The organism is Cellulomonas sp. NPDC055163 (genome assembly GCF_053607065.1).
The window spans coordinates 188,211-210,461 of record NZ_JBSGSU010000002.1; the positions used below are offsets into that span (position 1 = coordinate 188,211).

Here is a 22,251-nt window from a genome sequence, read left to right on the forward strand (position 1 = left end):
GCGGAGGCCGAGCCGCGAGGACGCGCGCGCCACAGAGGGGGTCCGGTCAGCCCGTGGGCCGGTCGCCCCGCATGCGCCCGGCGTCCTCGTGGATCGCGTAGAAGATCGAGTACGGCGTCCGGTCGGGGTCGCTCGGCCGCGCGGCGAGCTCGTCGAAGAGCTCCTGGACGCGCCTGTCGAGCTCGGCCTTGCCCGCGGCGTCGAGCCGGACGCCGAGCCGGGTGGTCCCGACGCTGTCCGGGTCGGCCAGCGCGACCTCCTCGAGGAACGTGTCGATGAGGACGCGGCTGAACGCGTTCGGCTGGCGTGAGTGCCAGGACCGGCCCGTCGCGCGGTACGGCACCTCACGCGAGCCGCGGGCGCCGCGGCGGACCGGCTGGGCGGCGAGGTAGCCGCGGTCGACGAGCGTCCGGACGTGGTGCAGGGTCGTCGCCGGGTTGCGACCCAGCCGGTCGGCGAGCTCGCGGTTGGTGAGCGCCTCGTCGAGGCACAGCCGCAGGATCCGCAGGCGCAGCGTCGAGGCGAGGGCGCGCGCGTCGGCGTCCCGCTCGCGCGTCTCCGGGTCCTCCTCGCCAGCCACCACGCGTCGATCCTAGCCACTGATTGACACTTCCCAATCAGTGGGGCCATGCTGCGTCCGTGAGCGCACCCGGCACCCCCGGCCCGGACCCCGCGTCCCCGCCACCACCGCCCGCCGCCCCGGCCGCCGACCGGCGCCGCTCGCTCGCGTTCCACCCCGACTTCCGGCGGCTGTGGACGGGCGACGCGCTCGGACAGCTCGGCGCCCAGCTCACCGGGCTCGCACTGCCCGTGTTCGCGGTCCAGCACCTCGGGGCGACCGAGTGGCAGATGGGCGCGCTCGGCGCCGCGGAGACCGCCGCCTTCCTCGTGATCGGGCTGCCGGCGGGCGCGTGGATCGACCGGATGCGCAAGCGACGCGTCCTCATCACCGCCGACCTCGTCCGGGCGGTCGTGCTCGCCGCGGTCGTCGCGCTCGCCCTCACCGGCCACGCGTCGATGGGCGTGCTGTACGGCGCCGCGCTCGTCCTCAGCTGCGCGAGCGTGTTCTTCGACATCGCGCACCAGAGCTACGTCCCCGCGCTCGTCGGCCTCGACCACGTCGTCGAGGGCAACTCCAAGCTCCAGGCGACGCAGTCCGTCGCGATGGTCGTCGCCCCCGCGCTCGGCGGTGCGCTGCTGCGGGTCATCTCGGCGCCGCTGCTCATCGTCGTGAACGTCGCGACGTACCTCGTGTCGGCGTTCGCGGTCGGACGGATCCGCCACGCCGAGGACCTGCCCGCGGCGGGCGATCGCCTGCCGCTGCGCGCCGCCATCGCGGAGGGGCTGCGGTTCGTGGTCCGGCAGCCGCTGCTGCGCCGGATCGTCGCGTGCACCGGGCTCGGCAACATGTTCCACGCGGTCGGCGAGGCGCTCGTCGTCCTCTACGCACTGCGTCACCTGGGCCTCGACCCGGCGGGGCTCGGGCTCGTCTTCTCCGCCGCAGCCGTCGGCGGCCTCCTCGGGGCGCTTCTCGCGGACCCGCTCGCCCGGTGGGTCGGCGAGGGCCGGATCATCCCGCTCAGCGCCCTCTTCTTCGCCCCGGCGTACGCGCTCACGCCGCTCGCGTCCCCGCTGAGCGACCTCGGGGTACCGCCCGAGGTGCCGCTCGTCGCGGGCGGCGCCCTGCTGTCGTTCTGGGTCGTCGTCTACAACGTCGCCCAGGTGAGCTTCCGGCAGCGGCTGTGCCCGCCGAGCCTGCTCGGGCGCATGAACGCGTCGGTGCGGTTCGTCGTCTGGGGCACGATGCCGCTCGGCGCCCTGCTCGGCGGCTGGCTGGGCAGCACCGTGGGCGTGCTGCCGACGCTCTGGTTCGCGGTGGCCGGCGTGACCCTCGCCGCCCTGCCCGTGCTCGCGTCGCCGCTCCTCGGCATGCGCGAGCTGCCCGGCGCCGAGCCGGCCGCCGCCGCAGAACCCGCGCGGCCCGTCGCCGCGGAGCCGTCCGGGCCAGGGGGCCCGACCCCGGGGAGCTAGAGCTCGTACCCCACGACGACCGGGGCGTGGTCGCTGAACCGCGCGGCGTACTCGTCGGCGCGGTCGACCTCGACGCTGCGCGCCAGGTCCGCGAGCGCCGGGGTCGCGATCTGGTAGTCGAGCCGCCAGCCCGCGTCGTTGTCGAAGGCCTGGCCGCGCCAGGACCACCACGTGTACGGCCCGGGTCCCTCGCCGCCGTGCTCGCGCCCGAGGTCGCGCCAGCCGAGGTCGTCGAACCAGCGGTCGAGGTACGCACGCTCCTCGGGCAGGAACCCCGCGGACTTCTGGTTGCCCTTCCAGTTCTTCAGGTCGACGTTGCGGTGCGCGATGTTGATGTCGCCCGCGACCACCGCGAGCCCCCCACCGGCCGCGATCTCGGCCATGCGCGCCGTGACGGCCTCGAGGAACGCGTACTTCTCCTCCATCGACGGCGTCCCGACCGTGCCGGAGTGGATGTAGGCGGAGACGACGGTGACCGTGCGGGCCGGGGCGTCGTCGGTCGCGGCGACCTCGAGGTCCGCCTCGACCCAGCGGCCGGTGTCGCAGGCGTTCCCCGTCGCGAGGCCGATCCGGATCGCGGACATCGGCAGCCGCGAGGCGATCGCGACGCCCGCACGGCCCTTGAACTTGGACGCCTCGTGCGCGAGGTCCCACTCCGCGGTGGGCAGGAAGTCGCTCAGCAGCTCGTCGGGCGCGCGCACCTCCTGGAGCAGGAGCACGTCGGGCTTGCGGGTCGTGAGCCAGTCCCCCATGCCGCGCTTCCAGGCGGCACGGATCCCGTTCACGTTCACGGTCGCGATCGTCAGCACCGGACCATCCAACCCCATGCCACCGACAGCCCCCGACGGTTCCCGGCGCTGCCGGACGCGACTCCGGTCACACCCGAGGCACGGCCGGGCGCGTCGGGCACCGCGCCGGTGAGCCCGCCCCCGTGCCCGCGGCCCCCGCACAGCACGACGGGGTGCCGGCGCCTCGCGGCACCGACACCCCGTCACCGGCTCGCGCCGGGTCACTCCCCCACGGTCAGGACCTCTTCTTGACCTTGACCGTGATCTCGTTGCTGCTCGTCGTCCCCGCGGCGTTCGCGAGCTCGACGCGGTAGCGGTACGTGCCGGCCGCCTTGCCGGTGAACGCGGTGGACGCCGACTGCGCACCCGGGCCGGTGCCCGTGAGCGGCTGCGTGTCGACGAGCACGCCGTTCTCGTACAGCCGGTACTCCGTCGCGGCGGTGCCCCACCACTTGGTGGCGGTCACGGTGTAGGTGCCGTCGCCGTCCCCGTTGTCGTGCGCGAGCGACGGCGTGCCCGGGTTGGCGTCCGTGACCTTGACCGTGACCGAGGTGGTCGCGGTCGCACCCGCGGCGTTGACGAGCTCGCCGGTGTACACGTACGTGCCGTTCTTCCGACCGGCGACCTTCACCGAGGCGAACTGCGGGAGCGGGGACCGGTCGGTGAGCTTCTGCTCGTCGATCAGCACCCCGTTCTCGAGCAGGCGGAACGTCGTGCCGTTCTGGCCCCACCAGAGCGCCGCCGAGACCGTGTAGTCGCCGTCCCGCAGGCCGGTGTCCCACCCGTTGTCGCTCACGAGCGTCGCGCGGCCCGGCGGCACCGTGACCACGGGACCGCCCGCCTCGACGGTGACGGGGATCGTCACCGTCGTGCCCGAGGGCGCCGCCACCAGGGTGAGCAGCACCTCGCCCTCCACGTCGCCCGGCACGGTCAGCTCGACCGACGCCGCCCCGGCCGTGACGGGGACCTCGACGGGTGCCGCCGCGCTGCCCTGCCACGTCGCGGTGAGCGACGTGTTCGCCGGGCTGCCGAGCGACGTCAGGTCGAGCTTCGCCACGTCGAACGCGACCGTCCCGCCCTGCGTCGCCTCGGTCGGCAGGCCGGTCACCTGGACCGACTGCCGCGCGAAGTCCGGGGAGACCGGCTGGTTCGCGCCGAGGTAGGAGATCCACGCGTCGCGGTCGACGAGACCCGAGTCGCGCGGGTCCGTGCCCTCGGTGAACACCCGGAAGTTGTCGCCGCCCGTCGCGAGGAACGAGAACGTCCCCACGCGGTAGGACGCCTCCGGGTCGAGCGGGGCGCCGTCGACCGTGACCGACGTGATGCGCTCGCCGGCGGGCAGCGCCGGGTCGAACGTGTACGTCACGTTGTCGGAGAGGCCGAGCTGCAGGTACGGCCGCGACGGCACGGTGCCGTCGGGGTTGGTCTGCCACTGCTGCTCGAGCAGGGTCGTGAGCTGCTCACCCGTGAGCGAGACCGTCCACAGGTTGTTGAGGAACGGCAGCACCGCGTTCGCCTGGGCGTACGTGATCTGGCCGTCCGCGGCCGGCCCGGGCGGGCTGTACGACGACTGCTTCGCGAACAGGTCCGCACGCAGGCCGCCGGGGTTGACGACGCCGATCTGGGCGCCGCCGCGGGCCGGGTCGCTGAGGCTGGCCCGGAGCGCGTCGGCCACGAGACCGCCGAGGGTCGACTCCGACGCACGGTCGCCGCTCGTCGTGCCGGTGTACGCGGTCGTGATGTCGGCGGAGATGCTGCCGACGACCTTGTTGCCCTCGACCTTGGCGACCTCGAGCGCCGCGTCGACGATCGCCTTGACCTCGGCGACGCGCGGGTACGCGGCGACGAGCTCGGCGGCGGGGGTCGCCGTGCGCTTGACGTTCGTCGCCTCGTACGAGACGAGCGCGTCGGTGTCGACGTCGACCGTCAGCGTGATCGAGCCGACGAACTCACCGTACGAGCCGGTCTGGAGGACCGGGCGCGTCTGGCCCTCGCGCCCGGGGACCGGGGCGTCCCACGCGTACTGCTTGTGGGTGTGGCCCGTGAAGATCGCCGCCACGTCGGCGTCGGTCTCCGTGACGATCTTCGCGAAGACACCGCCCGCGGCGACCTCCTCCTCGAGGGTCGCGCCGTCGGGCGTGCCCGCGCCGGCACCCTCGTGGTACTCGGCCACGAACACGTCGGCCTCACCGTTGGCCTCGTCGCCGTCGCTCAGCTGCGCGACGACCCGGTTGACGGCGTCGACGGGGTCACCGAAGTCGAGGTCCGCGATGCCGGCCGGGGTCACGAGGGTCGGGGTCTCCTGCGTCACGGCGCCGACGACGGCGAGCCGCTTCCCGGCGACCTCGAGGATCTCGTACTCCGGCAGCGCCGGGGTCGTGGTGCCGTCGAGGTAGACGTTCGCCCCGAGGTACGCCCACCGGGCGTTCGTCCGGTCGGCCACCACGCGGTCGACGAGGTCGGCGAACCCGCCGTCGAACTCGTGGTTGCCCACGGCCGAGGCGCGCAGGTCGAGCGCGTTGAGCACGTCGATCGTCGGCTGGTCCCGCTGGACCGACGACGCGAACAGCGACGCACCGATGTTGTCGCCCGCGGACAGCAGCACGGTCGAGTCCTCGCCGTGCGCCGCGCGCTCCTGCTCGATCGTCCCCGCGACGGCCACCGTGTTGGCGTCGATGCGCCCGTGGAAGTCGTTGAGGTTGAGCAGCGTCAGCTCGGTGGTCTCCGCGGGGGCGGCGGCCGTGATGCCGACGAGCACCGGGTCGTGGTCGGAGGACCGGTACGGGCTCGCGTCCGTGAGGAGCGTGCCGTGGTAGTTGTACCGGCTGTACTCGAGCGCGAGGGACTCCGGGGCGTTGATCTCCCAGATGTCCGCACCCGTCGAGCGCGCGAGCATCGCCTCGTTGACGAGCACGTGGTCGAGCGACCCCGCGAGGCCGCTGAAGCTGTACGAGTACTCGCCCGTGCCGAAGTGCGCGGTGACGTCGGTGTACCCGGCGCCGTACAGCACCTCGAGCGGGTCCTCGCGCGTGTAGGCGTTGAAGTCGCCGACGAGCGCGACGGCCTCGACCGGGGTGGTCGTGTAGTCGTCGAGCACGGTCGGGACCCAGTCGGAGAGGGCCGTGGCCTGCGCGACGCGGGACGCGTTCGACGCGCCCTGACCGTCACCGGCGTCGGCGTCGCCCGGGAGCGGGCCCGCCGAGCCCTTGGACTTGAAGTGGTTGACGACGACGAGGAACGGCTCGCCACCGCCGAGCGGGGTGAACGCCTGCGCGATCGGCTCGCGGGCGTTCGCGAACGCCTCGCCGGTGTCGCTCAGGTCGCCGAGCGCGCGCGCCTCGCCGAGGAGCTCGACCGAGCCCGTCCGGTAGATGAGCGCGTTGGAGATGACGTCGAGCTCGCTCGCGTCGGGCAGGTCCGCCGAGGACGGGACGTGCGCCCAGCCCGCCGACGGGTCCGCGGCGTTCAGTGCCGCGACGAGCGTCTGCGTGGCCTCGTCGGCCTGCTCGCCGAGCGCGGCCGAGTTCTCGATCTCCATGAGGCCGACGACGTCCGCGTCCGTGGCGTTGATCGCCGCGACGATCTTGGCCTGCTGGCGCGCGAGGTCGCCCGCGTCCCAGGCGCCGCGCGGACCGTTGCCCGCGCACTCGTCGACGGTCACGCCGTCACCGGTGCGGTCCTCGAACGCCTCGCAGCCCGCGGTGTCCACGCCGAGCGTCGTGAAGTAGTTGAGGACGTTGAACGACGCGACCCGCAGGTCGGCGGCACCGAGCGCCTCGGCGTCCGGTGCCGGGGTGCGCGTGTTCGTGAACTGCGTGCGCTCCGCGAGGGGCGTCGCGTCCGTGACCTGGCTCGTCGGGTTGAGCTTCCAGGTCGAGTTCCGGAAGTCGACGATCAGCGGCTGGGTGAACACCACCGGGGCGCCCACGCGGACCGGGTCGGTCAGCGAGACGTACGGCGGCGTCTGCGACGAGTTCGCCGCCGTCAGGAAGTTCGTCGTCGCGCCGTCGTCGAGCACCACGGCGCGCGCCGCGTTGTCCGCGACGACCGCGGCCGCCTCGGCCGAGCCCGGGGCGGCGACGTCGGTCGGCTGGATCAGCGGGCGGTCGCCGGACGCGAGCCCGACCTCGCCGTACTGGTTCGTGGAGTACGTGTTGCTCACCGTGAAGGCGCCCGCCGGCGCGTACAGCATCGACTCGAGGGTCTCGCGCTGCGCGTCGGTCGTCGGCCACGGGGCGACCGTCGGGGTGACGGCCGCGGCTGCCGCGAGCGGTGTGACCGTCGACGCCGTGACCTGCGTCAGCCCGTTGAACTCGGAGACGGTGCCGGTGACCTCGACGTGCTGGCCGACCGTCGCCGTGACGCCCGTGGGCTGGTACACGAAGAGCGCGTCGGACGCCGTGCGCGTCGCCGGGTCGGTCGGGCCGCCCGTGCCGGGCGTCTGGACGACGAACCCGCGCAGACCGCCGGCCGGGTAGGCGGCGGTGACGACGCCGCGCGTCGTGACGCTCGCGCCGACGTACGTGCTCGCCGCGCCGGTGCCCTGGATCGCGGCGATCGCGACGGGCTCGGGGGCGGTCGTCGGGGTCGGCGTCGGCGTCGCCGTAGCGGTGGGCGTCGGCTCCGGGGTGGGCTGCGTGCCGCCCGTGCCCGCCGGGGTCGGCGCGCCCGCCGTGAAGTCGGCCTTGTTGTTCGCGGTGTTGGCGGCGCCGGTGCGCGCGATCGAGGTCGACGCGCTCGGCGCCGGGGCAGGCTCGCCCGCGGACGCCGCTCCCGTGCCGAAGCCCACGAGGTCGACGACCGCCGGGTCGCTCGCGCACGCGGTCGTCGCGCAGGTGAGCCGGGTGCCGGACGAGACGAGGGCGACGTTGCCGTTCGTCCCGGAGAGGTTGACCGTGCCCGTCGCGTCGGGCGTCGGGAGGTTCGAGGCCGTCCCGGCCGTCTGCGTCGCCGCCTGGACGAGGTAGGTGCTGCGCGCGGGGACCGAGCCCGTGAGCGCGACGGACCCGCTCCAGCTCGTGCCGGCCGCGGACGCGTACTGCACCGTCCACGTCGACAGGTCCACGGCGGCGTCGGACGCGTTGAACAGCTCGATGAAGTCGTGGGTCAGGACGGAGCCGGTGTTGCCGCCCGCGCCGTAGACCTCGTTGATCACGACCGCGGCGTCGGGTGCGACGGCGGCGTGGCCCGGGGCGACCCCGGGGACCGTGAGCGCCGCGGTGGCGGCAGCGGCGACGGCGGAGCGCCGCAGCCAGGGGTGGGACAGGTGCATGCGTCGATCCCTTCGAGCGCGGACGTGCCGCGACGAGTCCGGGCGCGTCGTCCTCGTGCGGACGGAGCGCAGGTGCCGACCCCGAGCGGTCGGCGGCACACATCTACGGGAGCCGAGCGACGCGGGTGTTCGGGGGAGGTGAACCCGCTGTGAACATCTCACATCCCGGTCGTTCCGGCACGGACCGGGCAGGGAAAGTTACCGGTCCGTCACATTTGCCACGTCGCGCCGCCTGGTGCCCCGTCGCGCTCCACCGTCCGTGCCGTGAGGCCCCGCGCCGCCCGTGGGGCTGCTCGTGAGGCCCGCCCGTGGGGGCCGCCCGTGGGGGCCGCCCGTCGGGGCCGCCCGTCGGGGCCGCCCGTCGGGGCCGCCCGTCGGGGCCGCCCGTCGGGGCCGCCCGTCGGGGCCGGGACGACGACGACCCCGGACCGGACCCAGCGGTCCGGTCGGGGGTCGTCGCGACGCACGGGTCAGGCGTCGAGCGCGCGCTCCGCGGAGTCGACGACGTTGCTCAGGAGCATCGCGCGAGTCATCGGGCCGACGCCGCCCGGGTTCGGCGAGATCCACGCGGCGATCTCCGCGACGTCGGGGTGCACGTCGCCGGCGAGCCGGCTCTTGCCGGTCTCCGGGTCCGGGACGCGCGAGACCCCGACGTCGATGACGACCGCCCCCGGCTTGACGATGTCCGCGGTGATGATGCTCGGTACGCCGGCCGCGGCGACGATCACGTCGGCGTGCCGGGTGTGCTCGGCCAGGTCGTGCGTGCCCGTGTGCGTGAGGGTGACCGTCGCGTTGACCGCGCGGCGGGTGAGCAGCAGCCCGATCGAGCGACCGACCGTCGTCCCGCGGCCCACGACCACGACGTCGGCGCCCGCGAGCTCGATGCCGTGCCGCTCCAGGAGCTCGATGATCCCGCGCGGCGTGCACGGCAGCGGCGACGTGATCTCGTCGTTGACGCGCAGCACGAGCCGCCCGAGGTTCGTCGGGTGCAGGCCGTCGGCGTCCTTGCCGGGGTCGACCAGCTCGAGCACGCGGTTGGTGTCGATGCCCTTGGGCAGCGGGAGCTGGACGATGAAGCCCGTGCACGCCGGGTCGTCGTTGAGGCGGCGCACCGCGGCCTCGATCTCGTCCTGCGACGCGGTCTCCGGGAGGTCCTCGCGGATCGACGCGATCCCGACCTCGGCGCAGTCCTTGTGCTTGCCGTTGACGTACCAGCGCGAGCCCGGGTCGTCGCCGACGAGAAGGGTGCCGAGCCCGGGCTGCACGCCGCGCGCGGCCAGCGCAGCGACCCGCTCGGTGAGCTCGGCCTTGATGGCGGCGGCGGTCGCCGTGCCGTCCAGGATCTGTGCGGTCATGGTGTCTCCTCGCGCGGGGCGGCAGGGGCGGGCGGCGTGCGGTCACACGAACGGCCGGCCGGGCGGCCCCCTGGGGGAACCGCCCGGCCGGCGTCCGCGGTCAGTACTGCTGCAGGCCGGCGTACAGCGGGAACGCGTCCGCGAGCTTCGTGACCCGGGCGCGCAGGGCCTCGACGTCCGCCGACGCGCCGGCGACGAGCGCGGTCGCGATGATGTCGGCGACCTCCGCGAACTCCGTGTCGCCGAAGCCGCGCGTCGCGAGCGCGGGCGTGCCGATGCGCAGGCCCGAGGTCACGCGCGGGGGACGCGGGTCGAACGGGACGGCGTTGCGGTTCACGGTGATGCCGACGGAGTGCAGGAGGTCCTCGGCCTGCTGGCCGTCGAGGTCCGAGTGGCGCAGGTCGACGAGGACGAGGTGCACGTCCGTGCCGCCCGTGAGCACCGAGACCCCGGCGCCCGTGACGTCGGCCGCCGTGAGGCGCTCGGCGATGAGTCGCGCGCCGTCGAGCGTGCGCTGCTGGCGGTCCTTGAACTCCTCGGTGCCCGCGGCCTTGAACGAGACGGCCTTGGCGGCGATCACGTGCATGAGCGGGCCGCCCTGCTGGCCCGGGAAGACGGCCGAGTCGATCTTCTTGGCGTACTCCTCGCGGCTCAGGATGAAGCCCGAGCGGGGGCCGCCGATCGTCTTGTGCACGGTCGAGGACACGACGTCCGAGTGCGGGACGGGGCTCGGGTGCAGGCCGGCCGCGACGAGGCCCGCGAAGTGCGCCATGTCGACCCAGAGCTTGGCGCCGACCTCGTCGGCGATCGAGCGGAACGCCGCGAAGTCGAGCTGGCGCGGGTACGCGGACCAGCCGCCGATGATGACGTCGGGACGCTGCTCGAGCGCCTTCTCGCGCACCTTGTCCATGTCGACGAGGAACGTCTCGGGGTCCACGCCGTACGCGCCGACCTGGTAGAGCTTGCCCGAGAAGTTGATCTTCATGCCGTGCGTGAGGTGACCGCCGTGCGCGAGCTCGAGGCCGAGGATCTTGTCCCCGGCGTTGATCAGCGCGTGCAGCACCGCTGCGTTGGCCGTGGCGCCCGAGTGCGGCTGGACGTTCGCGTGCTCGGCGCCGAAGAGCTCCTTGGCGCGGCTGATCGCGAGGGTCTCGGCGACGTCGACCTGCTCGCAGCCGCCGTAGTAGCGCCGGCCGGGGTAGCCCTCGGCGTACTTGTTGGTCAGGACCGAGCCCTGCGCCTGGAGCACGGCACGGGGGACGAAGTTCTCGCTCGCGATCATCTCGAGCGTGCCCTGCTGCCGCGCGAGCTCGCCGTCGAGGACGGCGGCGATCTCGGGGTCGAGCTCGGACAGGTTCTGGTCGAGCAGGCTCATGCTTCTCCTCGCAGTCAGCGGGTGCGTGGTGGTTCCCGGCACACGGACGGGCACGCACACGAGTGGTGTGGTGACCGGGGGCCCAGGCGTCCGACCCGAAGTCTGCTGCTGCTCGTCGCTCCCCGGTGGTGACCCACCCGCTGCGCCAGTCGCGACGGGCACAGCCTAGCAACCGCACGCGCCGCTCCGGCAACGCGTCCGGCGGCGGGCGCGGACCGCACGGGCGGACGCTCGCGCGGCGTGCGCCACGACGCTGGCGCGACGCGCGCCGACGCCGTCAGACCGTCGCGCTGTCGCCCAGGATCTTGCGCAGGTAGGCGTAGGTGAGGTCGCCGACGGTGCGGTCGTGCTCGTGCTCGTAGCCGTGCTTCTCGTAGAGCGCGAGGTTCTGCACGGAGTCGCGGCCCGTGAAGACCCACACCTCGGACGTGTCCTCGGGCAGGTGCGGGAGGATCGCGAGCAGGAGCTGGGTACCGATGCCCTGGCCCTGGAGGTCGGGGGCGACGGCGAGGCGGCCGAGCGTCGCGCGCGAGCCCTCGAGGAGCACGCGGATCGAGCCGACGAGCCGGTGCCCGGCCCACGCGCCGAGCGTGATGACGTCGGGGTTCGCGAGGTCGGCACGGAGCTCGTCGAGCGTCTGGGTGAGCGGCGGGATGCTCGGGTCCCCGTAGATCTGCGCCTCGCTCACGAACGCGGCGCGGCGCAGCGTGAGCAGCTCGCCGGACTCGGCGTCGGTCACGGGGCGGATGTCGACCTCGGGATCGCTCATGGCTCCATCGTCTCAGAGCCGACGCGCACCCGGCGACCGGCGACCGGGGTGAGGTGGCGGGTGAGGTCGTGCGCGACGCACCGGCGCCGGCGGTCAGCCCGGGTGACTCGCGGGGGCGGTGTAGGGGACGCCGATCGTGCCGGCGACCTGCTCGAGCTCGGCCTCGAAGTACGGCTCGACGTCGGTGAACATGAAGCGCAGGTGCCCGAGCGCCTCCATGCACACGACACCGTAGAGGCGGACCCAGCTGTTGGCGAAGACCCACAGCGCCGGCTCGGGCAGGTCGACGCCGGCGGTGCGGGCGAAGGTCGCGAGCTGGCCGCAGCTGGCCGCCACTCCCCCGTGCAGCTCGGGCAGCGGGAAGGGCCGGGCCTCCCAGAGCCCGACGAAGAGCTCGAGGAACAGCCCGGCGAACCGGCGCGACTGCTCGCAGCCGTCGTCCCCGTCCGCCCACAGGCCGTCGCCCGAGCGGAACATGAGCCCGAACTCGGCGGGGTGCTCGAGGGCCCAGCCGCGGAACGCGCGCACAGCCGCGAGCATCCGGGCGCCGAGGTCGTCGACGTGCTCCTCGAGCGCCGCCGTGACGACGCGGTGGACCTCGCCGAAGAGGTCGTCGCACAGCGCGAGCAGCAGGTCGTCGAGGCTCGCGTAGTAGCGGTACAGGCCGGGCGCGGTCATGCCCATCTCGCGTGCGATGCCGCGCAGCGTCGGGGGCTGCCCCTGCTCCGCGACGAGCAGGCGGCGTGCCGTGGCCCGGATCTCGGCCTCGGTCGCGGCGCGCAGCCGGTCGCGCCGCGGCACGACGGTCTCGGTCGTCGTCATGCGCTCCTCCTGTCCACGGTCCGGTGCCACCTGCACGGGGTCCCGACGCAGCGTGCCACGCGAGCACCGCGCGGTCGGCGTTGACACGAGCATACGCCCGATGCTTGAGTAAACACCGTTCGCTAACACCGTTTACTCCGTGACGCACCATCGCGTCACGCCGTCCCTGGGAGGTCCCGTGCTCGACGCGCTCGGTCGTCTGACCCACCGGCACGCCCGCTGGGTGCTCGCCGTCTCGCTCGCCCTGGCCGCCCTCGCCGCGGTCGGGGGCTCGTCCGTCTCCGACCACGTCCAGGCCGGCGGGTTCACCGTCCCCGGCTCCGACTCCGAGCGCGCCGAGCAGCGGGTCGCCGCCGAGCTCGGGGCGACGCGCCCCGACGTCCTCGTGACCTACGCCCACCCGACCCTCACCCCGGACGACCCGCGGTTCGCCGCCGACCTCACGGCGCACCTCGCTGCGCTGCCCGGCGACGCGACGGCCCGGGTCGTGCAGCCCTGGACCCCCGGGCTCCCCGCCGGCGCGCAGACCGCCCTGCTCGGCACCGACGGCCGGTCCGCGCTCGTCGTGCTCTCGGTGCCCGGTGCCGACCTCGACGCCCGGGTCGACGCGTACGGCGAGCTCGAGCCGCACCTCGCCGCGCCCGCGCCGTGGACGACCGCCGTCGGCGGGGCCCTCGCGGTGAACGCGGACCTCTCGCACCGCGCCGAGACCGACATCGCCGCCGCGGAGACGATCGCGATGCCCGTGCTGCTCGTCCTGCTCGCGATCATCTTCGGCAGCGGGGTCGCGGCGCTGCTGCCCGTCGTCATGGGCGTGCTCGCGATCCTCGGCGCGATGGGCCTGCTGCGCGCCCTGACGCTCGTGACCGACGTGTCGACGTTCGCGATCAACGTCACGACGATCCTCGGCCTCGGACTCGCGATCGACTACGCCCTGTTCGTCGTGAGCCGGTTCCGCGAGGAGCTCACCCGCACCGACGACGTCGGCGCCGCCGTCGCGCGCACCGTCACGACCGCCGGCCGCACGGTCGTGTTCTCGGGACTGACGGTGCTCATCGCGTTCGCGGGGCTGCTCGCGTTCCCGCAGATGTTCCTGCGCAGCATGGGGCTCGGCGGCATGGCCGTCGTGCTGCTGGACATGGTCCTCGCCGTGACGCTCCTGCCCGCGCTGCTCGCCCTGCTGGGGCACCGGGTCGACGCCGGGCGGCTCCCGCGCGGGATCACGCAGCGGCTCGTGGGGCGCCGCCGCGGCGCCCGCACCCCGGCGTGGACGCGGCTCGGCAGGGGTGTGCTGCGCCGGCCCGGCCTCGTCGCCGCCGGCGTGACCGGGACGCTCGTCCTCCTGGCGCTGCCGGCCCTCGGGCTCGTGGTCGGCTCGTCCGACGAACGGGACCTGCCCGCGTCCTCCCCCGCCCGGCAGGCGACCGAGCGGCTCGCCGAGCTCTTCCCGGGCGGCGGCAGCGAGGTCACGCTCGACGTCGTGCTCGACGGCACGCCGTCGCCCGCGTCGCTCGACGGCTACCTCACCGAGCTCGCGGCGTTCCCGGGAGCCGGCACGGCGCGGGTCGCCGCCGCGACCGACGCGCTCACGACCGTGGCGGTGACGACCTCCGGCGCGGTCGACGCTCCGGCGACGCGCGACCTCGTCCGCGCCGTGCGCGGGCTCGACGGGCCTGCCGGCACCGACGGAGCGCCGGTCGAGGTGCTCGTCGGCGGCGCGGCCGCGGCGAACGTCGACTCGACCGACGCCATCACGTCGGCCCTGCCCTGGGCGCTGCTCGTGATCGCGGGCGCGACGGCCGTGCTGCTCTTCCTCGCGCTCGGGTCGGTGGTCCTGCCGGTCAAGGCGGTCCTGCTCAACGTCCTGTCGCTCGGCGCGACGTTCGGCGCCGTGTGGTGGGCGTTCGGCGACGGGCGCCTCGCCGACGCGCTCGACTTCAGCGCGACCGGGCGGATCGACCCGTCGAACCTCGTCCTCATCGGGGTCATCGCGTTCGGGCTCGCGATGGACTACGAGCTCTTCCTGCTGAGCCGGGTGCGCGAGGAGCACCTGCGCGGGCGGTCGCCGCACGACGCGATCGTCGTCGGCCTCGAGCGCACGGGCCGGACCATCACGTCGGCCGCGCTGCTGCTCGTCGTGGTGCTCGTCGCCATGGGGACGTCCGGGGTGACGTTCCTCAAGGTCATCGGGCTCGGCCTCGCGTTCGCGGTGCTCGTCGACGCGACCCTCGTCCGGGCGCTCCTCGTGCCGGCGACCGTGCGGCTGCTCGGGCGGTCGGTGTGGTGGCTGCCCGGACCGCTCGCCCGGCTGCACGCGCGTGTGGGGCTCCGCGAGGGCGAGACCCCGGCGGACCTCGGGGACGGCGCGGGCACGGGTCCGGCGGCGCCGAGCGACGAGCGGCCCCGGGAGCTGGTCGGGACGGGCGCCTGAGGGTCGGCCGGCGGCACCCCGGCCACGGGTGCCGCCGGCCGGACGGTCTCGTCGGCCGGACCGTCTCATCGGCCGGCCCGTCCCGTCGGCCGTCCCGTCCCGTCGCCCGCGTGCGGGCGACGCACCCACCGGGCCGCCGGACCGCTCGACTACGCTCGTCCGTCGTGGCCACCACCGACGACACCGCCTCCGGCACGCACTGGGTCCTGACGCTCTCCTGCCCCGACCGCCCCGGGATCGTGCACGCGGTCGCGGGCGTGCTCGCGGAGCTCGGCGGGAACATCACCGAGTCGCAGCAGTTCGGCGACGCGCTGTCCGGGTTGTTCTTCATGCGGGTCCAGGTGACGTCAGCCGCGTCGCGCGCGGAGCTCGAGGGTCCGCTCACCGAGCTCGCGCAGCGCTTCACGATGGACTGGGAGCTCGACGTCGCGGGCCGCCCGGTGCGCACGCTGGTGCTGGGCTCGACCGCCGCGCACTGCCTCAACGACCTCGCGTTCCGCCAGCGCTCCGAGAAGCTGCCGATCGACATCGTCGCGGTCGTCTCGAACCACACCGTGCTGGCCGAGCTCGCCGCGTTCTACGGCATCGACTTCCACCACGTGCCCGTGACGGCGGCGACCAAGCCCGCCGCCGAGGCCCGGCTGCTCGAGCTCGTCGAGGAGCTGGACGTCGAGCTCGTGGTGCTCGCGCGGTACATGCAGATCCTGTCCCCCGAGCTGTGCGCGCGGCTCGCGGGGCGCGCGATCAACATCCACCACTCGTTCCTGCCGTCGTTCAAGGGCGCCCGCCCGTACGCCCAGGCCCACGACCGCGGCGTCAAGCTCATCGGGGCGACCGCGCACTACGTGACCGGCGACCTCGACGAGGGACCGATCATCGAGCAGGACGTCGAGCGCGTGGACCACACGCGCACCGTCGAGGACCTCGTGGCGCTCGGTCAGGACGTCGAGCGCCGGGCCCTCGCGCGCGCGGTTCGCTGGCACGCCGAGCACCGCGTGCTCCTCGACGGGCACCGGACCATCGTCTTCCGCTGACCTCCGGACGCCGTCGGCCGGCGCCAGGACGACGGCGGGCGGCGGCGGGCGTGAGCGGGTGGCGGGTGGCGGGTGTGAGCCGACGCCGAGAGTGCACGGGAGCCGGGCGTGAGCCGACGCCGACCGTGAGCGGCGACGCCCGCAGCCGCGTGCGGACCGTCGACGCAGGTCGGAGGTCCGAATCGATTCGCAGCCGACCCCCCGGTTGACCCCTCTCCCCCCGCGCGCGAGGCTCCGAAAAAGCCGCCGGCGGAGCCGAGAGTCTCGGTTCCGCTGCCCGCGCGACGACGCCGTCGCGCTCCGGCCCGGAGAGAGGACCCCCACGCGATGAACCGCCTCAGGACGACCTGGACCCGCGTGCTCGCGGGTGCCGCGGCGTCGGCCGCACTCGTGACCGGACTGGTCGCGACCGCCCCGACGGCGTCCGCCGCCTCTCTCGTCGAGGTCACGGGCTTCGGCACCAACCCGAGCAACCTCCGGATGCACCTGTTCGTGCCCGACCAGCTGCCGGCCAAGCCCGCCGTGCTCGTCGCGATCCACTACTGCACCGGCAGCGGCCCGGCGTTCTACAACGGCGCGCAGTTCGACGAGCTCGCGACGCGGTACGGCTTCATCGTCATCTACCCGTCCGCCACCCGGAGCGGCAGCTGCTTCGACGTCGCGTCCCCGCAGGCGCTGCGGCGCGACGGTGGCAGCGACCCGGTCGGCATCCGGTCGATGCTGTCCTACGTCCAGCAGCGGTACACGACCGACGCGAGCCGCGTGTTCGTCACCGGGGTGTCGTCCGGCGCGATGATGACGCAGGTCATGCTCGCCAACTACCCCGACGTGTTCGCCGCGGGGTCCGCCTACGCCGGCGTCCCCGCGTCGTGCTTCGCGACGACCAACGGGTCCGAGTGGAACAGCGAGTGCTCGGGCGGGCGGATCAACCGGACGGCGCAGCAGTGGGGCGACCTCGTGCGGGCGGCCTACCCCGGCTACACCGGCGCACGCCCGCGGGTGCAGCTGTGGCACGGCACGCAGGACGAGACCCTGAGCTACGTGAACTTCGGCGAGGCCGTCGAGCAGTGGACCGACGTGCACGGCCTGAGCCAGACACCCACCTCCACCGACTCCCCCGCCGCCGGGTACACGCGCTCGCGCTACGGCAGCAGCGGCCCGCAGGCGCCGGTCGAGGCGATCAGCATGGCCGGCGTCTCGCACAACCTGCCCGTCGACGCCGCGCAGGCCATCCGCTTCTTCGGGCTCGACCAGCCGGCCCCGACGCCGACCGCCACGCCGACGCCGACGCCGAGCGTCACGCCCACGGCGACCCCGACACCCACGCCCACACCCACCTCGACCCCGACACCGACCACGACGTCGAACCCGGTCGGCGGCTGCGCGGTGACCTACGCCGTGAACCAGTGGAACAGCGGCTTCACCGCCAACATCACCGTCAGGAACAACGGCACCGCACCCCTGAACGGCTGGACCCTGACCTGGACCTACCCGGCCGGGCAGCAGGTCACCCAGTCCTGGAGCTCCACCACCACCCAGTCGGGCGCCCAGGTGACCGCCCGCAACGCGGCCTGGAACGCTGCGATCCCCGCCGGGGGGTCCACGTCGTTCGGGCTCAACGGCACCCACACCGGCACCAACACGGCACCCAGCGGGTTCACGCTCAACGGCACGCCCTGCAGCTGACGGCTGCGCGACCGCCCGCCGGCCCACCCCGGGCCGGCGGGCGGAGACATCCGCACCAGGACCCGCCCCCGGATCGCGGGCTCGTCGGTGCCCGGCCGCCGCGGGCACGAGCCGGGGGCTGCGGCGCCCCGGCGCACGAGCGGCACGCGCCCGTGTCAGGCCTGGTTGGCCCGCCGCACCACCGAGTCGATGAGCACCGCGAGCGCGAGCACGACGCCGGTGATCACGTACCGGACCGACGTGTCGAGGTTGAGCAGCGTCAGGCCGCTCGAGATGGACTGGATCACGAGGATGCCGAGCAGCGCGGACCACGCGCTCCCCCGGCCGCCGAAGAGGCTCGTCCCGCCGATCACGGCCGCCGCGATGGCCGTGAGGTAGAGGTCGCCGCCACCCGTGCCCTGGTTGGCGGCCGCGAGGCGTCCGGCGGAGAGGATGCCGCCGAGCGCCGCGAGCGTCGAGCACGCGACGAACGCGGAGACGAACGTGCGCTGCACGGGCAGGCCGGCGCGGCGGGCGGACTCGACGTCGCCGCCGACGGCCCGGACCGCCCGACCCCAGCGCGTGCGCCGCAGGAGCAGGTCGACGACGGCCACGAGCCCGACGAACAGCGCGAACGTGAAGCCCACGCCGCGGTTGGTGTTGAGGTACGCGACGGCGCCGAACAGCAGGAGCGCCAGCGTCCCGACGCGGGCGGCGACGACCGTGAGGCTCGGGACGGGCAGCTCGGCACGCTCGCGGCGCGCCCGACCGACGAGGAGGCTCGCGGCGTGCGCGACGACGACGAGCGCGACGAGCGCGTAGGACACCCCGGCCGGGAGGAACCCCCGTTGCGAGACCTGCACGAGCCACGACTCGAACGGCAGGTTGACGGAGCCCGTCGGCCCGAGCACGCGCAGCTGGAGGCCCGCGAACACGAGCAGGCCGGCGAGGGTGATGACGAAGCTCGGCAGCCCCAGCCGCGTGAACAAGGCCCCGTACAGGAGCCCGACACCGACGCCGACGGCGAGCGCCGCGAGCGCGGTCAGGGCGATCGGCCAGCGCAGCTGCACGGCGCCGACCGCGACGACCGCCGCCGCGAGGCCGCTCACCGAGCCGACGGACAGGTCGATCTGCCCGACGAGCAGCACGAGCACGACCCCGAGCGCGAGGACCCCCGTCGCGGCGCACTGCAGGGTCAGGTTGACGAGGTTGTCGCTCGACAGGAAGTACGGGTTGAGCAACTGGAACACGAGCCAGATGACGGCGAGCGCGACGACGACGGGGAGCATCCCGAGCTCGCCCGCGCGCACGTGCCCCACGAGCTCCCGCAGCGCACCTCCGGGCACCCCGGTGGCCGGCAGCGTGCCCGGCGCGAGGCGGCGCTCGCCGCGGAGCACGCTCACGGGATCACCTCGTGCGCGTCCGGGCGCCGGTGCGCGTCGGCCCGCACCCGCGGCGCCGCACCCCCCGCGCGCGACACGTCGCCGCCGTCACGCCGGGGTGCACCCGACGTCGCGCCGGTGACCGCCGCGATGAGGTCCTCGTAGCTGGTTCTCGCGGCGTCGAACTCGCCGTTGACGCGCCCGAGCCGCAGCACGACGATCCGGTCCGCGACGGCCTGGACGTCGGCCATCGAGTGGCTGATGAGCACGACGCCGTGCCCGCGCTCGCGCAGCCGCTCGATGAGGCTGAGCACCTCCGCGGTCTGCGTGATGCCGAGCGCCGAGGTCGGCTCGTCGAGCACGAGCACGCGCGGCTCGCCCAGCAGCGAGCGCGCGATCGCGACGGCCTGCCGCTGACCGCCCGAGAGCGCGCCGACGGGGACGCGCACCGACGGCACGCGCGCCGCGAGCTGCCCGAGCAGCGTCCACGCCTGCTTCTCCATCGCGACCTCGTCGAGCAGGACCGCGCGCGTGACCTCCTGGCCGAGGAAGATGTTCTCGACGACGTCGAGGTTCGCGCACAGCGCGCCGTCCTGGAACACCGCCGCGATGCCGTGCGAGCGGGCCGCGGCGGGTGTCGAGAGGCTGACCGGCTGACCGTCGAGCAGCACCTGCCCGGAGTCGGGCACCAGCGCGCCCGAGATCACGCCCGCGAGCGTCGACTTGCCCGCGCCGTTGTCCCCGATGACCGCGACGACCTCGTGCGGCCGGATCTCGAGGTCGACGTCGACGAGGGCACGGACGGCGCCGTAGCTCTTGGAGATGCCGCGCAGCGAGAGCACCGAGCCGTTCATCGGGCCACCTCTCCCACGAGACCTGCTTCGCTGCACGCGCGGGTGTAAGGCTGCACGCAGATCTCCTCGATCGTATAGAGGCCGCCGTCGACGACGACGCGGCCCAGGTTCTCGACGGTCACCGCGGTGGGGGTCAGCAGGAGCGCCGGGACGCCCTCGACGGTCGCGGTCGTCGCGGGCTGCTCGCCGTGCAGCACGCGCACCGCGAGCTCGGCGGCCGTGCGCGCCTGCTCGGTGATGGCCTTGTAGACGGTCATGTACTGGTCGCCGGACACGATGCGCTGGATCGCCGCGAGCTCCGCGTCCTGCCCGGTGACGGGCGGGACGGGGTCGAGGCCGGCCGCCTTCATCGCGGAGATCGCGCCGCCCGCGGTGCCGTCGTTCGCGGCGTAGACGGCGTCGACGCGCCCCGCGTACTGCGTGAGCTGACCGGCGACCCACTCCTGCGCCTTGTCGGGGCTCCAGTCGGGGGTGTCGTACGCGGCGAGCACCCGGATGTCCGTGCCCTCGAACGCGCCGCGCGCACCGGCCTCGAGCGCGGCTGAGTTCGCGTCGGTCGGGGCGCCGCCGACGAGCAGCACGCCCGGCGGGTCGTCGCGGTCGGCGAGCTCCCCGCTCTCCGCGAGCGCGCGGACGAGCGCCTCGCCCTGCAGCTGTCCGACGCGGCGGCTGTCGAACGAGACGTAGTAGTCGAGCGGCGCACCCGCGATGAACCGGTCGTAGCCGATGACCGTCACGCCGCGCTCGCGTGCCGCCTCGACGATGCTCGCGGCCGCGGTGACGTCGACCGCGTCGAGCACGAGCACCCCCGCGCCCTGCGTCAGCACCGACTCGGCCTGCTCCTGCTGGCGGGCGGCGTCCTGGTCGGCGTTCGCGTACAGCACCCGGCACGTCGGGCAGCGGCGCGCGACGACCTGCTCGAACGTCGGGCGGTCGACGCCCTCGTACCGCGCGGTCTTCGACTCGGGGAGCAGGAGCGCGATGGTCTCGCCCGACGGCGTGGGCGGCCCCTCGACGCCGGCCGCGCCCGGCGCGCACGCCGCGAGCACGAGCGTCAGCCCGACGGCCACCGCGGCCGCCCGCCCCGCACGCAGGCGCGTCATCCCACGACCGCCACGGACCCGGCGACGGCCGCCCGGTCGAGCGCGACCGCGAGCGCACCGCGCACCTCGGCGCTCGCCCCGAGCTCGGACGCGACGACGTCGACGGGCCCCGCCGTGCTGGGCACGGTGCGCTGCGCGAGCACTGTGCGCAGCGGGTCGAGCAGGATGCCGCCGGCCTCGGCGAGCTGCCCACCGACCACGACGAGCTCCGGGTCGAAGACGTTGCACACGTTCGCCGCGGCGGCACCGAGGTGCAGGCCGGCGTCGGAGATCACACGGCGGCAGCCCGGGTCGCCGTCCTGCGCGCGCGTGATGACGTCGCGCAGCGTGAGGTGGCCGTGGCTCGCGGCGAGCATCGCGAGCAGCACGGGGGCGCCGACGAACGTCTCGAGGCAGCCGCGGTTGCCGCAGCGGCAGATCGGGCCGTTGTCGTCGAGCGTCACGTGCCCGATCTCCCCGGCGGTGCCCGAGCGGCCGTGGAAGACCTCGCCGTTGAGGACGAGCCCGCCGCCGACCCCGTGCGAGACCTTGAGGTAGAGCACGTGCCGGGACCCGCGGGCCGCACCCAGGCGGACCTCCGCGAGCGCACCGAGGTTGGCGTCGTTGTCGACGTGCACCGGGATCCCGATGCGCCGCTCGAGCACCTCCGACACCGAGACGCCGTCCCACCCGCGCAGCATCCCGACCGTGGCGATGCGGCCCGTGCGCACGTCCACGGGTGCGGGAACCCCGACGCCGACGGCGAGGACCTCGCCCATGCTCGCGTCGAGCGACTCGACCATCTCGGTGAGCAGGAGCGCCGCACGGTCGAGGCCGGCGTCCGCGCGGTGGTCGGGCGGCAGGGGCATGCGCTGCTCGGCGATCACGCGGTGCGCGACGTCCGACAGCGCGACGCGCATCGAGCGGGTGCCGAAGTGCACGCCGGCGACGAGCCCGAGGTTGCGCGCGAGCGTCACCTGCTGCGCGCGCCGGCCGCTGCGCGAGGTGGGTGCGGTGTGCAGGACGCCGAGGACGGTGAGCTCTTTGACGATGTTCGACACGGTCGCCGGAGACAGCCCTGTGACCCCGGCCAGCTCGACCTGCGTGAGGGAGCCACGCTGCTGGACCGCACTCACGATCCGGGCCCGGTTGGCTTCACGCAGTGAAGTCTGGGAGCCCGGCGTCACCCGGTCTGTGCCCACAGCGGGAAGGATACACAGCGGCAGGAACCCGCCCGGCGGGGCCGGTCGTGGAGCATTCCCGGGCGCTCGTGACGCGACCGGAGAAATCGGCGCTGCGCAGCACTTCTGCCCCGTCCAACCCGTTTCCGGAATGGAAGCGCTCCCCTGACCCGGGCGCCCATTTCACCCCTGTCGAACCTGCGCAGAACG

The 22,251-nt window shown here is 74.3% G+C and carries 15 protein-coding genes and 1 riboswitch; of the genes, 4 read left to right on the top strand and 11 right to left on the bottom strand.

The window, feature by feature from the left end; all coding sequences use genetic code 11:
• Window positions 1–46: 46 nt before the first annotated feature.
• The gene (locus tag ACWFNE_RS04580; RefSeq protein ID WP_452121282.1) at window positions 47–583 is read right to left on the bottom strand and encodes a winged helix-turn-helix transcriptional regulator; all 537 of its coding nucleotides are present in this window, start codon (window positions 581–583) and stop codon (window positions 47–49) included.
• A 56-nt stretch (window positions 584–639) separates the two neighbouring features.
• Here ACWFNE_RS04580 and ACWFNE_RS04585 point away from each other — a divergent pair, with 56 nt between their 5' ends.
• On the top strand, window positions 640–2,031 hold the full coding sequence (locus ACWFNE_RS04585) for an MFS transporter (RefSeq protein WP_452121283.1): 1,392 nt from the start codon (window positions 640–642) through the stop codon (window positions 2,029–2,031).
• Here ACWFNE_RS04585 and ACWFNE_RS04590 read toward each other — a convergent pair.
• From ACWFNE_RS04590 to ACWFNE_RS04615, 6 genes are all read right to left on the bottom strand, one after another.
• Window positions 2,028–2,840, bottom strand: a complete 813-nt coding sequence (locus ACWFNE_RS04590) for an exodeoxyribonuclease III (protein ID WP_452121284.1) — start codon at window positions 2,838–2,840, stop codon at window positions 2,028–2,030. The genes ACWFNE_RS04585 and ACWFNE_RS04590 overlap by 4 nt on opposite strands.
• Window positions 2,841–3,054: 214 nt before the next feature.
• Window positions 3,055–8,091 (bottom strand): ExeM/NucH family extracellular endonuclease, encoded by a 5,037-nt coding sequence (locus tag ACWFNE_RS04595; RefSeq protein WP_452121285.1) that lies wholly within the window; start codon window positions 8,089–8,091, stop codon window positions 3,055–3,057.
• Window positions 8,092–8,561: 470 nt separating this feature from the next.
• On the bottom strand, window positions 8,562–9,446 hold the full coding sequence (locus ACWFNE_RS04600; protein ID WP_452121286.1) for a bifunctional methylenetetrahydrofolate dehydrogenase/methenyltetrahydrofolate cyclohydrolase: 885 nt from the start codon (window positions 9,444–9,446) through the stop codon (window positions 8,562–8,564).
• A gap of 100 nt (window positions 9,447–9,546) precedes the next feature.
• Window positions 9,547–10,821, bottom strand: a complete 1,275-nt coding sequence (gene glyA / locus ACWFNE_RS04605; RefSeq protein ID WP_452121287.1) for a serine hydroxymethyltransferase — start codon at window positions 10,819–10,821, stop codon at window positions 9,547–9,549.
• 73 nt (window positions 10,822–10,894) lie between these two features.
• A riboswitch (ZMP/ZTP riboswitch) is annotated at window positions 10,895–10,984 on the bottom strand.
• Between the two features lie 114 nt (window positions 10,985–11,098).
• The gene (locus tag ACWFNE_RS04610; protein WP_452121288.1) at window positions 11,099–11,590 is read right to left on the bottom strand and encodes a GNAT family N-acetyltransferase; all 492 of its coding nucleotides are present in this window, start codon (window positions 11,588–11,590) and stop codon (window positions 11,099–11,101) included.
• Window positions 11,591–11,683: 93 nt separating this feature from the next.
• Window positions 11,684–12,412, bottom strand: coding sequence for a TetR/AcrR family transcriptional regulator (locus ACWFNE_RS04615; protein WP_452121289.1), 729 nt, complete (start codon window positions 12,410–12,412; stop codon window positions 11,684–11,686).
• A gap of 139 nt (window positions 12,413–12,551) precedes the next feature.
• Between ACWFNE_RS04615 and ACWFNE_RS04620 the strand changes: the two genes are divergently transcribed.
• The 3 genes from ACWFNE_RS04620 to ACWFNE_RS04630 all read left to right on the top strand — a co-directional run bounded on the left by ACWFNE_RS04620 (window position 12,552) and on the right by ACWFNE_RS04630 (window position 17,563).
• Window positions 12,552–14,843 carry an MMPL family transporter gene (locus tag ACWFNE_RS04620; RefSeq protein WP_452121290.1) on the top strand — a complete coding sequence of 764 codons (2,292 nt, stop codon included), beginning with the start codon at window positions 12,552–12,554 and terminating at the stop codon, window positions 14,841–14,843.
• A gap of 164 nt (window positions 14,844–15,007) precedes the next feature.
• The gene (purU, locus tag ACWFNE_RS04625) at window positions 15,008–15,877 is read left to right on the top strand and encodes a formyltetrahydrofolate deformylase (RefSeq protein ID WP_452121291.1); all 870 of its coding nucleotides are present in this window, start codon (window positions 15,008–15,010) and stop codon (window positions 15,875–15,877) included.
• A gap of 327 nt (window positions 15,878–16,204) precedes the next feature.
• Window positions 16,205–17,563 carry an extracellular catalytic domain type 1 short-chain-length polyhydroxyalkanoate depolymerase gene (locus tag ACWFNE_RS04630; RefSeq protein WP_452121292.1) on the top strand — a complete coding sequence of 453 codons (1,359 nt, stop codon included), beginning with the start codon at window positions 16,205–16,207 and terminating at the stop codon, window positions 17,561–17,563.
• Between the two features lie 155 nt (window positions 17,564–17,718).
• Here the strand turns inward: ACWFNE_RS04630 and ACWFNE_RS04635 are convergent, their stop codons facing one another.
• Genes ACWFNE_RS04635 through ACWFNE_RS04650 form a run of 4 tightly spaced genes read right to left on the bottom strand, consistent with a single transcriptional unit; the run spans window position 17,719 to window position 21,996 of the window.
• Window positions 17,719–18,945: a sugar ABC transporter permease gene (locus ACWFNE_RS04635; RefSeq protein ID WP_452121293.1), complete on the bottom strand. Its 1,227-nt coding sequence runs from the start codon at window positions 18,943–18,945 to the stop codon at window positions 17,719–17,721.
• A complete protein-coding gene (locus ACWFNE_RS04640; protein ID WP_452121294.1) occupies window positions 18,942–19,778 on the bottom strand; it encodes an ATP-binding cassette domain-containing protein in 837 nt (278 codons plus the stop codon). The genes ACWFNE_RS04635 and ACWFNE_RS04640 overlap by 4 nt, the downstream gene beginning before the upstream one ends.
• Window positions 19,775–20,881, bottom strand: a complete 1,107-nt coding sequence (locus ACWFNE_RS04645) for a sugar ABC transporter substrate-binding protein (RefSeq protein WP_452121295.1) — start codon at window positions 20,879–20,881, stop codon at window positions 19,775–19,777. Before ACWFNE_RS04645 ends, ACWFNE_RS04640 begins: the two co-directional genes overlap by 4 nt.
• Complete coding sequence (locus ACWFNE_RS04650; protein ID WP_412868599.1) at window positions 20,878–21,996, bottom strand: ROK family transcriptional regulator; 1,119 nt, start codon at window positions 21,994–21,996, stop codon at window positions 20,878–20,880. Before ACWFNE_RS04650 ends, ACWFNE_RS04645 begins: the two co-directional genes overlap by 4 nt.
• Window positions 21,997–22,251: the final 255 nt, after the last annotated feature.